The following is an 11812-nucleotide window of genomic DNA, read 5'->3' on the forward strand; positions in this document are numbered from 1 at the left end:
AGGCTTGAAGGTCGAGCCAAGTCATACACCCATGCAACGGGGTATGCGCAAGATCAATCGTCGTTGTCTTTGCCGGGCTTGTCGTCGTCGTCATCACCGCCGCCGCGCTCCATCTCCAGCCGCGTGGTATAGCCGCCGTCGCCCATTTCGTGTTCCACCTTTTTCACGAGCCAGGCGGTGCCGTCAATCTCTGGCTTAAAGCCTTGCACGGTTACGGGCGTTTGCGGGGCCAGCGCGGGCTGGCCGGTGGCCAGGGTGTAGGTGAGCGTGGCCTTGCCGCGCACTATGCGGCCCATTTCGGCCTGCGCGGCGGCCAGGGCGTCGGCCTCGGTGGCGTAGGTGCTTTTGAGGGTTTTCAGGTTGGTTTCGGTGCCGGCAATGGCGGCCTTGCGGGTGTTGGCGCGGGCGTCGTGCCACTCGGCGCGAACGCCGGTGTAAGCATCGCGCTCGGCGCTGCTGTAGTCGTGCTGGTCGCCGGCGCGGCGGGTTAGCAGCACGGCGGGCATGGGCTTGCCGCTTGCGGTTGTGGCACCGCCAATGGGCAGGAATAGCAGCATGCCTTTTTTGACGGTGGCCACAGCGTCGTACTGGCGGCCAATGCGGGTTAAAAAGTGCACGGGCGATTCGTTGGTTTGGTCTATGTGCTGCACGGGCTTGGCGGCCAGCCCTTCGCCCACTTTGGCCTGCAGGCCGTTGGCGGCGGCCAGGTCTTGCACCACCTGGCCCAGTGTGGTGGCGTGCCAGCTGCGGCTGGTGCGTTGGCGCAAGCCTTGGGCCAGGTTGGCGCTGCGGGCGCGAAAACTCAGCACATCGGGCGTGCCCCGGTGGCCGGCTTCGTCCACCACAAATTCGCCTTTGTCAAACATGGGCAAGCCCACATAGCCCATGCGCAGCTGCACCTTGGCGCCTTTGGGCGGTATGGGCAGGGCGCCGTCGTGGTCGCTGAGCTCAACTTCCAGCTGGTCGGCTTCTTCGCCGCGTGTCTCGCTCAGGCTCAGGCGGATCAGGCGGCCGTTGAGCCGGGGTGTTATGTCGCGGCCGTTGATGGTGAGCGCATAGGTGGGCTGGCGGTAGGTGTTGCCGGCGTCGAGCGTTTCGGGGGCTGCGCCAGCGTCTGGCGCGGCCGTGTCTGTGGCATCGCCGGCGGTGGTGTCTGGGGTGGTGTCGGTGCTGTCTGCCATGGCCGTGGTTAATCAAAAAACCAGTCGAGCGAATCGGCCTCGTACCAGTCGTCAAAGCCGCCGTCTGCGCCGGTGTCCAGGCCGCCGGCGGGATCTACCTGTTGGTCGTCCACGCGGGCGAGCTGCAGCGTAAATTCAATGCGCCGCGCCGCGCCTTCGCGTATGAAGGTGCTGCGCGTTTGGTTGATGCTTTCAATCACCCAGGCGTGCAGGTTTTCGCCGCCCGTGGTGAGGTTGTAGGCTTTGCCGGCCTCGGCCATTTCGGCCAACAGCACCAGCGCTTTGCGGTCGCCCATAAACTCGGGCACCAGCAGGCCGGTTAGCGTAATTTTGTCGTCACCCGGTCCCACGTATTGGCGCGCGGGCCGGTCGCCCACGCGGCTGTTGCTGGGGTGGCGCCACTCTTGGCTGCGCTGCAGCTCTGTGTAGGCCAGGGTGGGCAGGCCAAAAACAAATTGGCCAAGCGCTGCCATCATGGTGTGGTGTCTCCCTAGTCAATGTCGGCCAGCGTGCTGCGCTGGCGGGCGCCGCGTTGGCGCTCGATGTTGTCGATCGCACGGCGCACAGCGGCTTCTACATCGTTGCCACTGGCGCTGCCGTTGATGGTTATGGCAATGTTGTAGGTGTTGCTGCTGGCCATGCCGGCGGCCGGTGCGGCCATGGGCGCGGCGGCAACCATTGGCACCATGGCCATGGCGCTTGCCTGGCCAGCAGGCCCAGCCGTCGCGCCCATGGGCACCATGGCGGCAGCTGCCATGCCCAGCGCCGCATTGCGCACCATGCCCGAGCCACCGGCAATGCCTTCGGCCGCGCCTTCGCTCACATAGCCGCCCAGCTCGGCAAACACGCGGCTGGGGCTGTGGATGCCCAGCTTTTCTTTAAACCAGTCAATGCTGGCACCGGCCACGCTGCTGATGGCATCGCGCACCGCCGCAATGCGGCTGGTGATGCCGTTTACCAGGCCTTGAATGATGTTGGCGCCCGCCTCGTAAAACCGGCTGGCCAGCGCCATGATGCCTTGCACGCCGTTTCCCACCGACTCTACAAAATCAGCCCACAGCAGTTTGGCGCCGCCCACCACGCCATCCCAGTTTTGGTAGAGCAAGGTTGCGGCCGTTATCACCAGGCCAATGGGGCCAAGCAAGCGCAGAAACACGCCACCAAAGCGCAGCACGGCAGGGGTGAGTAAACCCATTCGCGCCATAAATGCGCCAAGCCATTGGCCGCCAGCGGTAAATGCGCCACCCACTACGCGCACCGCCGTGCCTACACCGCTAAAGCCCAGTGCCAGGCGGCCAAACAGCAGCCGCAGCAAAAAGCTTTTGGCCAGCATCAAGCCAATGGGCACCAGCAATGCGCCCAGCGCGGTGGCCAGCAGGCCAGCGCCAATGACCAGCTTTAGCACGCCACCCACAATGGCCGGGTTGGCCTGCATCCAGGCGGTGATTTTTTCCAGCAGCGGGTTGAGCGTTTGGTACACCTCCAGCAGCGGGGTTTTGAGGGTTTCGCCCGCTATGGCCATGGAGTTAAACAGCCGGTTTTGCTGCATCATGGTTTGGGCCGACAGCGTGGAGTTGCGCGCCGCCGCTTCCTTGGCCATGCTGCCCTTGCCCTCTGGCCCGTTGGCCAGCTGCATTTGCCGGGCCAGTTCTTCGGGCTGCTGCACCAGCTTGGCCAGGGTGTCGCTGTGCTCCATGCCCACCAGATCGGCCATCACCCCCATTTGCGCCTTTTTGGGCAGCTTGGCAACCGCTGCAGCGACTTTTTGCAAAGTGCCCGCCGCATCGGTGGCCATGCCGTCTTGAATTTGCGCGGGCGTCATGCCAATTTCTTTGACCGCAGCTTGGAATTTTTTGGTTCCCTTGGTCGCGGCCGCAAACTTGGTAAAGATGGCGTTGATGGCGGTGCCCGCAGTCTCGGCGCGCTCGCCCAAGGTCAGCAAGGTGCTGCCGAGTGCGGCCGTGTTTTCTGCAGAGATTGCCACGGTAGACGCTACGCCGCTGGTGCGGTTGAGCACGTCGATAATGTCCGCGCCCTTGCTGATAGCGTTGTCATCAAGGTAGTTGATGGCGTCGGCCAAGCCCCGAATCTCGGTAACTGGGCGCTTGAAATTTTTAGCCACCTTGCCCATGCTCTCGGCAATTTCGTCGGGCACGGCATCAAAGGCGGTAGCCATTTCGCTGGCCAGCTGCACAAAGGTGCCCAGTTCTTCGGTGGGCACTTCCATGCGTGCGGCGGCCGTTGTCATTTCGGCAATCTGCACCGTGGTTTGCGGCAGGCGCGTCGATATCTCGCGCACCTGGGCCTCAATGTCGCGGTACACCTGCGTTAGTTGCCCGTCGTCACCACGCGCGCCTTGCACTTGGCGCGCAACGCCCAGCATGGCGTCTTCGTGTTGCATGAAAGCGCCCACCGGCTTTAGGCCCACATCCACCGCCTTGCGGCCGGCGTGCTGGGCGGCCATGCCCGTGCCAACAATCATGGCGCCATGGGCCATGGCGGCAGCGTGCTTTTGCGCAGCGGCGCGCAGCTTGTCATAGCGCGCCTGCTGGGTGGCGAGTTTGGCGGTGGTCTTGTCCACCTCGGCGCCAATGCGCGCCTGGGCCGTGGCCGGGTCGCTCACGCCACGCGCGGCCATTTGCTCGCGGGCGCGGCGCGCGGCATTGGCCTGGCGGTCGAACTGGCCCGAGAGTTTTTGCACCATGGCCGCCGCTGCAGCCATTTGCTGTGCGTGCGATTTTTGCGCGTCGGCGCTGATGTTGGTTTGACTGGCCAGGCGCGCGTATTCGCCACGGGCTGCGGCCAGCTCGGCGCGCGTGGCCCGCATGTTGGCGGTGGCCGTGTGGAATGACTTCAACGCCGATTGCTGGGCCTTGAGCTTGCCCAGCTGCGCGGTGGTGGCGGCCAGCTCGTCGGACAAGCCACGGCTGCCAGCGGCCATGCGCTTGAGCGGCGCGCTCAGCTTGTCGGCCGCTTGCAGCAATACCTCGATGCGCAGATTGGAGTTACCCGCCATGGCGCGCCCCCGGCGCCAGGGTGGCGCTTATTGCAGCGGCGGCAAGCCAGCGGCTTTGCGGGTGCTGGCGATCAGCTCGGCGCGCATGGCGCGCTCGGCTTCGTCCTGCGCGTTGCGTGCAGGGTCGCTGGCCATGCGGGTGAAGGCGCTTGTCGCCTGGCCCGCCCAGTAGCCCACCAGCAAGGGCCACGCCACCAGCCAGGCCAGCAAGGCGATGGCGAGCAAGGCAAATAGCGAGAGGGTGATAAGGCTCATAGGTTTGCATGTTACACGCTTCGCGCTTTCTGCTTGTCGTTAAACCGGGTGACCGCCAGGTTGCGCCATTCGTTGAATTCGTCCAACTCCATGCATTCCATGTCTTGCGGCCGCCAGTGCCACAGCTCGGCCAGGTCGGCCATGGCTTGCTCGATGCGGGTTATTCCTGCGCTGCCGAATCCGTACCCGACAAAAAACCGATTACCTCCACGGCAAACTGCACCAGGCCGTCAGCATCCATGGCCCAAAACTCGGCTTCATTGATGGTGGGTTGGGTGATGCGTGGCAGCAGCTTTACCAGCGCTTCGGTTTTACTGCCGAGCAGGTCAGACAGCTGGAAACCGCGCAGGTCGCCCACGCGGGGCTTGAGCACCTGCACCTGGGTGATTGTTTGTGCGCCGCGCTCGATGGGCTCCAGCAGCGTGATGTTGGTTGATTTGCGCACCTTGGCCACCGGGTTGGTGGTGGCGACAGTGGCGGCGGTGTTGGGTTGCTCATCTGGTTGCATGTTCTTGCCCTCGGGGTGTCAGAAAAAAAGGCAGCGGGCGCGCGGGAGTGGGTCGCGGCCCGCTGCTGGAACTGGGCGGCCCGTAGTAGTGGCAGGCGCGCCCAGCAGCTTGGCAAAGCTGCGTTCTTTACATGCCAATGGCGGCGCGCACAGCGGCCTGGTTGTCCACGCCGTCTATCACTTCGATCATGTTCACAAAGTCGATTTCGGCCAGCACCGTGCCGTTGACGGTTTCTTTGTAGTAGCTCAGCTCGCACTTGTAGGTGTGCTCGGTGCCTTCGCCTACCTTGGCGCTGCCCCGGTCAATCTCGGCAATGCGGCCGCGCGTGACGATCTCCACCGCGATCACTTCGCCGGTGTCGTCGTCTTGCACTGCGCCGGCAAAGCGCAGCATGGTGGCGTTGTGCTTGCCTGCGCCAAAGCCCGCCATGGCGCCGCCTACCCAGCCGGCCACTTTGTATTCCAGGCTCATGGCCTCCATGCCAAAGTCTTGCTTGACGGGGCCGCCCATGCCGCCGGCCTGGTAGTCCTCCATCTTGCGGGTGAGCGTGGGCAGGGTGATTTCCGGGCATTGGCCCGCGTACATAACGCCGTCTTTGAAGATGTTGAAGTTTTTCAACTTGCGTGGCAGTGCCATGGTGTTGCGTCCTTAGTGTGGGTTTCGGGGTTACTGGCCGGTGGCCACGCGCTGGGCAAAGTCGCCCCAATAGGTATCAGTCAGGCGCTGGATAAAGCCCAGGTCTTCCAGCGGGGGAATGGGCGTGTACTCATAGTCGAGCGTGAGCTTGCCTACCTTCAAGGTTTCGGTGGTGTTTACCTCGGTGTCCAGCCAGGCGCGGCCGCCCATGATGTATTGGCCCGCCTTGAGGCTGCGCATCCGGCTGTTGATGCCCTCCAAAATGTCTTTGACCAGGCTCGGGTGCATGGGCTTGTCGATGAATTCAAAGTGCCCATCGGCCATGGTGTCGGCCAGCACATGGGCGGTGCGTACCGCGCTTTCAAAGCGGAAAGCAGTTTCGAGCGAGCAGGTGCGGCTGCCCCAGAGGCGGAAACCGTTTTGGCGAATCCATGTGGTGACGTTGCCCTCGTTGAGCAGCGTGGTGTCGCAAGCGGGGTTTTGCAGGTCGAAGAAAACCGGGAATTCCAAGCCAGTGGGGCCGCTGATTTCGACGTTGGAAATGGTTTTATGCCAGCCTTGCTCGGTGTCGATGCGGGCGCGCGCGCCCAGCGCGTAGGCCACTGCTGGCACCACCACGTTGGCGTTGGTATTGGTGTCCCATTGCGTGACGTTGGGCCAGATCACCATGGTTTCGCGCTTGCCAAAGCCTTCGGCATAAGCGAGCGCGGCGCTCACATCTTTGGCGCCGTCGGCGTACACGTAAGACATGGCTTTGAGCTGTTCGGCCACCGAAGCCAGCGCGTCGGCCACGGGCTTGGTGTCCAGGCCAGGCGCGCCCAGAATGCGGGGCTTTACGCCCAGCTGGGCCTTGGCATCGAGCAGGGCTTGCACGCCGGTGCGTTTGCCGTCTACGTAGTCGCCCACTACCTTGCTGGTTTGGTCGGCTGCCTTGGCCTCGTCGTCGGCGCCTTCGCCTTCGTCCACGCGCACCACCACGATGACGGGGCGCACCTGCGATGCAATGATGCCGAGCGCCTGGCTGAGCGTGCCGGTGGTGCCGGCTGCGGCCTGGGCCTTGCTGATGCTGGTAAACAGCACCGGTTTGTTGAGCGGGAAAACTGCCTCGTCGGCATCGGGTGCGGTGGCCACCAGGCCGATGACGGCGGTAGATGGGATGCGCAGCTCTGCGGTGCCGCCGGTAACTTCGACAACGCGCACGCCGTGGTGATATGCGGCCAGGGAACCTGCCATGTTAATTACTCCAAAGGGTGGATGGGTGCGCATGCAATGCGCGTGTTTTGTCTGTAGCAGTCAGTGTCTGCCGCGCGCGCGCGGATTGCCAGCAGCGCGCACTGTGGCTGCGGCAGAGACAAAAAACCCGCCTCGGTGGGCGGGTGTTGGTGGGTGTGGTGCTGGGTTTGCGGCGTGCCTACATTTCGGCAGCCACCACGCGCAGGCCGGCAAAACGCATGTGGCGCTCGGGCGGCAGGCCGCTGTTGACCATGGCCTCGCTCACTTGCCAGATACGCGGCTCAGTGAGCGCAATGTCAAACGTGGCGCGGCCCTTTTCAAACAGCACGCGCTTGGGGTAGACGCGGCCGTCAACGCTGCTGATGGGCATATCAAACGCTTCGTTGGCTGGGTACAGCACGCCGCCGACTTCTATGCGCACCGTCAGCGTAAGCACAGCGCCAACCAGTGTGCGCACTTCTTCCATGTTGTCCGCAACGATGGTGACCGCATTGTGCTCGGCATTGGGCTTGATGTTTTCCACCACGATCAGCGGGCGTTGGTCGGCCGTTGCTGCGGCTACCCACTTTTTGCCCGTCCAGCGTTGGCCCATGGTGTCTGCACCGTCTGCAATGGCTATCGCGTAGCTGGGCTGCGGATCAAGTGCCGCGTCGTAGTTTGCGATGCCATAGCAAATAGCATCTGCGTTGATGAGTGCATAGGCCGGCATTATTTGAACTCCAAAACGGTAAAGCTGTAGTAGTTGGTCATAGATGAGTTTTCACCCGTCATGACTCGCACCACGTTGCTGCTCATGAGCCGGTAGCTCATGCCCCAGCCGCCATTGTTGAAGCTGAAGCCCATCATGTAGCCCGGCAGAATGACGGTTTTTGCCAGGTTCACGGCAGTAATCGGCACGTCAATGTAGCGCGTGCCCATTTCTGCATTGTTGCCACCGGTGACAAAATCTGCTTTGCCAAATACCTGCCACACGCGGTTTACGGCGCTAAGGGCCGCCAGGCCTGCATTTGTGTTGGCGTTGACGTTGGCAATGTTGGCGTTGGTTTTCGCATTGGTGTTGGCATTGACGTTGTCGCGGGATGCAAAGATTTCAGCGCGTGCGCCGCTGATTTCCCCACGCGCGGCGCTCACCTCGTTTCGCGCTGCCGCGATGGCGTTGTTGGCCGCCGTAATATCCGCCGCTGCCGCCTGCAGCTGCGCCAACAATGCGCGCAGCTTGACATCGGCGATAGGGTCAAAGTTGCTCATGCTGCGGCCTCCGTTGCTGTCATGGTTTTTACGCTGCCGTCTGCGTTGTATGCGTAGGTTTGCACACGCTTGCGGCCCTTGTATGTGGCGGTAATAGTGGCAACGCTGCCATTGGCGTTGTAGCCAATGACCGTGTTGGCCGCGTTGCCGTCGAGCGTTGCAGCAATGCCAGTGACGCGGCCCGCGCCGTCGTATGTGTAGGCAACGGCGCTTTCGCCGTTGGCTGGCCCGAGCTGCAAGTCTTCACGCCGCAGCGTGATTTCTGGGCCTTGGTAGTTGTTTACGCGGGTTACGCTCGCGGCCTTTACCGCGTTGAGCGTTTGCTGCAGCGCCGCCAGTGCAGCGGCTACAGCGGCAGCGTCTGCAGCGGCAGCCAGGCGGGCATCGATCATGCTTAGCGCATCGCGTATGCGGGTTACATCAACCTCCAATTTGTTGGCTGCAGCGGGCAGCGGCAGTCCCAAGCGCTCGGTGATTTCGTCAACGATTTGATCCATGCTTTACCCCAAGATAACGGCGCGCAGATTGCGCACTTTGGGCCGCGCGCTGGTGCTGCCCGTGAGCGTGAGGCGCAGGCGGTGCGCCGTGCCCGCCAGCGCCTGCAGCCGGTGGCTGACTTCCACCACGCCGGCGGCATTGGTGCCGCTGTCAAACGGCACAATCTTCCAGCTGCCAGCGCCGTCTGTTTGCACATGCGCGACTACGCTGGCACCGGCAGGCACCTCGCCTTCATAGATAACGCGCAAATCTGTGCCACCACCAGCGCTGATGGCCGGGGTGATGTAGGTGCCCTCTGTTTTGAGTGTGCCCACCAGCAGCATGGTGCCTGGCTCCAGCACTGCGCCCAGGCCGTTTTTGCCCACCGTGAGCACAGCGCTCACACGCACATCGCCGTTAAAGAGCGCATCGAGCTTGACGGGCTGGCCCGCGTCTACTTCGTAAGTGCTACCAATTACGCCGCCGTTGATCAGCTCCAGCTTGTAGCTGATGCGGGCCGTGGCCTCGGGTTGCGTGGATCCTGCGGCCAGGGTCAGCGCCGTGGCGTTTTGCACGGGCACCGTGCCCAGCACTACGGTTTTTTCCTGCATTTTGTAGGCCACGCTCAGCAAGTTAAAGCGCAGCATGCGCCCGTCGTAAGTGGTGGCTACGCCCGATGGGTTGATGCGCATGAGGTTGCCAATGTTGGCCTGCGCGGTAGTTACCTGGCCGCCGGCCTTGGTGGCCTCGCCCACCTGGGCGCATTGCAGCGCGGTTTGTTCGTCGCCGCAGGCCACGCCCAGCGCGTAGCGACTGCCAGCCTGCAGCATTACCGGCTGCTCCCACGCAACGCGGGTAGCACTGCCATCGGTTTTGATGTTGGCCTTGAGCACACGCGCTTCAGCCAGCATTTGCTCAGCGTTTCCGCGCTCGTCTACCGTGGCCAGGTACACCACGGCGTCGCCGCCAGCGGCTGTAAAAAACAGCTCCAGCCCTGCGGCCTGCTGTTGCACCGGTTGGGTGAATGGTTGGGCAATGGTGTTATACGACATAGGTCACCGTTTTGTGGCCGGCGCTGGTGCTGGTGCCGAGCGATTGATAAGTTTGGATATTCACGTTAACGTCTGCGCTACCCACAAAAGTGGCGTTGGCGCTATTGCCTGCGCTGCCAGCAAAGGCCACGGCTTTGGTGCCCACCGGCAAGCCGGGCGGAATTTTGAAGCTGCCCGTAATTTCTCCCTGGACGTTGGCCACCAGGGTGCCGCCCGCCTTGGGCTTGGCCTGCACTACCAGGCCGTCGAAGCTGACCTGCTGCAGCAGCTCGCCGGGTTTGAAGCCGGTCATCTCAAAAGCTACATCAATTTCGCGCATGAATACGCGGCTGGTGTCCAGCAAGCTGGCGTCGAGCTTGTTGCCGTAAATGTCCACCTGGTCTTTGAATTCTTTGCTGCCGCCAATGCCGGTGATATCGAAGTTTCGCGTATACGAGTAGACCGGGTATTGCAGCTCTTGCTCTACTTTCCAGCGGTCAACCGCTGGCAACAGTTTGACGGTTGCCGGCAGTTGCAGCACGGGGGGCGGCTCGGGCTCGGGCTCTCCCTCCGGCGGCACTTCAACGGGCGGCGCGGGTGGGGTGATGGTGAGCGCCTGGCTGTAGGCGGGCTGCTGCAAGCTGGTGGCGATTTCATAGTCGATGCTGTAGGAGGTAGCACCATCGCCCAACAGCATGGGCTCCACCGCCTCGTGCAGCTGCAGCGCGCCGCCTGCGATCATGGCTGTTTGCGCCATGCCTTGTTCGCGCATGTCGTTGTTGAGCATGGGGTCTGCGAACTGGCCTCGCTTCAGCCCGCTGTAGCGGCCTGCAACGTCAGTGGCCAAGCGAATTGCAGCCTGGTCAATTTTTAGCTGGTTGATCTGCTCTTGGTAGCCAAAAGACTTTTCCATATCGACCAGGCGCACCTGGTCAATACGCACGCGGCGGCGGCCGTCCCATGTTTGTTCAATCAGCGCCAGGGGTAGCAGGCCGGCAGGGATTGCAGGGCGCACGGCGCGCCAAACAGCGGGCACGCCTTTTACTACGCTCAGGTTTGCATCGGCATCGAGCGCTACTACGTCGATGCGGGGCAGCGCAAATTCGTAGTCAACCGTCATCACCGCATCAACCACGGCGCCTTCAATCGCAAAATCAGTGGCGGTTTGGTCGCGCGCAAGCTCGGTGCTGTAGTACTCATAGTCCACGTCGTACTGGCTGCCCGGCCCCACTTCTGCGCCAGGCGGGCTCCAGTCCACCTGGCTGCCGGTGCGCACATAGTCGGTGCCCTGCACGTATGTTTTGCCACCGCTTTTTACGCTGTTGATTTTGACCACGCTGTTGTCGGGCAAGGGGTCAGCCGCGCCCACCAGCGGGGCGTGGGTGATGGTGACCACCTTGCGCCGCTGCACGCGAACCGTGGCAGGCTTGAGCACCGGGTAGTTGTCAAACTTGATGCGCTGCAGCCCCGTTGTGAGGCTGTTGTGCGGCTCGTTTTGTACGAGCTTGGTATCTGGCTCAGCTTTGAAGATGACGCGGCGCGAGGCACCCTCGCGCACCGCTTTGCCGTACACGCGCGCCACGCCAGCTGATACGCTGTATTGCTGCTCGCCCGCTGCAGTGTCTTCGATTTGCGAGACGATGAAGCCCGAAGACACGTAGTAGCCGCCGGTGCTTTCGCGGTCGTACAGCGCAATGGCGTCGCTTACCACTTTGAGCTGCGGGGCGGGGTCGCGTTGGCGCACCACGCCTTTGTCGATAGTCCACACGGGGTAGAAAGTGCCTGCCTGGCCGTCGTCTTTAACGCCCCAGGCAAATGTGGTTTTGATGCGGTCTGCACCCGCTTCGCCAAAAGCTGGGGCGGTGTTCTCTTGGTCGTACAAATCGGGGTCGTGTACGGCTGTGACAGTTTGCGAGTGCATGTAGACGCCCGCATACACCAGCGCAGCAACATCAACCTGCAGCGTTGCGGCGCCCACTGCACGCACCAGGCCGGCAATGAACACATCGCCCGCTTCCAGCGTGCAAGTGCCGGTGTCGATATCGACAGCGCAGCCCGCGCCTTCGATCACATCGCCATCAGCAAAAAGCACATTGGTTACGCGCGTGAGGTTGTGCTCAGCGTTGATTTGCAATTGCTGCAGCTCGCGCGCCTGCAGTGCACGATCTTGCTTAAACAGCAGTTGCGTGTAGCCTTTTTGAATTTCGGTTGCCATGTGTCCAGTCC

The 11812-nt window shown here is 62.5% G+C and carries 13 protein-coding genes; all 13 read right to left on the reverse strand.

Annotated elements, in window-relative coordinates; genetic code table 11:
* Positions 1-53: 53 nt before the first annotated feature.
* Positions 54-1181, reverse strand: a complete 1128-nt coding sequence (locus ACFIQF_RS11575) for a contractile injection system protein, VgrG/Pvc8 family (protein WP_393942937.1) — start codon at positions 1179-1181, stop codon at positions 54-56.
* Positions 1182-1189: 8 nt separating this feature from the next.
* On the reverse strand, positions 1190-1657 hold the full coding sequence (locus ACFIQF_RS11580) for a phage tail protein (RefSeq protein WP_393942939.1): 468 nt from the start codon (positions 1655-1657) through the stop codon (positions 1190-1192).
* 14 nt (positions 1658-1671) lie between these two features.
* A complete protein-coding gene (locus ACFIQF_RS11585; protein ID WP_393942941.1) occupies positions 1672-4197 on the reverse strand; it encodes a phage tail tape measure protein in 2526 nt (841 codons plus the stop codon).
* Between the two features lie 27 nt (positions 4198-4224).
* Positions 4225-4452 (reverse strand): hypothetical protein, encoded by a 228-nt coding sequence (locus tag ACFIQF_RS11590; protein ID WP_393942942.1) that lies wholly within the window; start codon positions 4450-4452, stop codon positions 4225-4227.
* A gap of 11 nt (positions 4453-4463) precedes the next feature.
* Positions 4464-4595 carry a GpE family phage tail protein gene (locus tag ACFIQF_RS11595; protein ID WP_393942943.1) on the reverse strand — a complete coding sequence of 44 codons (132 nt, stop codon included), beginning with the start codon at positions 4593-4595 and terminating at the stop codon, positions 4464-4466.
* A 17-nt stretch (positions 4596-4612) separates the two neighbouring features.
* Positions 4613-4960: a phage tail assembly protein gene (locus ACFIQF_RS11600; protein ID WP_393942945.1), complete on the reverse strand. Its 348-nt coding sequence runs from the start codon at positions 4958-4960 to the stop codon at positions 4613-4615.
* Between the two features lie 127 nt (positions 4961-5087).
* On the reverse strand, positions 5088-5597 hold the full coding sequence (locus ACFIQF_RS11605; protein ID WP_393942947.1) for a phage major tail tube protein: 510 nt from the start codon (positions 5595-5597) through the stop codon (positions 5088-5090).
* A 30-nt stretch (positions 5598-5627) separates the two neighbouring features.
* Positions 5628-6830: a phage tail sheath subtilisin-like domain-containing protein gene (locus tag ACFIQF_RS11610; protein ID WP_393942949.1), complete on the reverse strand. Its 1203-nt coding sequence runs from the start codon at positions 6828-6830 to the stop codon at positions 5628-5630.
* A 178-nt stretch (positions 6831-7008) separates the two neighbouring features.
* Complete coding sequence (locus tag ACFIQF_RS11615; RefSeq protein WP_393942951.1) at positions 7009-7539, reverse strand: hypothetical protein; 531 nt, start codon at positions 7537-7539, stop codon at positions 7009-7011.
* Complete coding sequence (locus ACFIQF_RS11620; protein ID WP_393942953.1) at positions 7539-8078, reverse strand: hypothetical protein; 540 nt, start codon at positions 8076-8078, stop codon at positions 7539-7541. Before ACFIQF_RS11620 ends, ACFIQF_RS11615 begins: the two co-directional genes overlap by 1 nt.
* Entirely contained in the window at positions 8075-8575 is a 501-nt protein-coding gene (locus tag ACFIQF_RS11625; RefSeq protein ID WP_393942955.1) for a hypothetical protein, read from the reverse strand. The genes ACFIQF_RS11620 and ACFIQF_RS11625 overlap by 4 nt, the downstream gene beginning before the upstream one ends.
* 3 nt (positions 8576-8578) lie before the next feature.
* Positions 8579-9607, reverse strand: a complete 1029-nt coding sequence (locus ACFIQF_RS11630; protein ID WP_393942957.1) for a virulence-associated protein — start codon at positions 9605-9607, stop codon at positions 8579-8581.
* Positions 9597-11801: a DUF4815 domain-containing protein gene (locus tag ACFIQF_RS11635; RefSeq protein ID WP_393942959.1), complete on the reverse strand. Its 2205-nt coding sequence runs from the start codon at positions 11799-11801 to the stop codon at positions 9597-9599. The genes ACFIQF_RS11630 and ACFIQF_RS11635 overlap by 11 nt, the downstream gene beginning before the upstream one ends.
* Between the last annotated feature and the right edge of the window lie 11 nt (positions 11802-11812).

This window comes from Comamonas trifloxystrobinivorans (genome assembly GCF_043359985.1).
In the GTDB taxonomy this organism is placed as follows: domain Bacteria; phylum Pseudomonadota; class Gammaproteobacteria; order Burkholderiales; family Burkholderiaceae_C; genus Comamonas; species Comamonas trifloxystrobinivorans.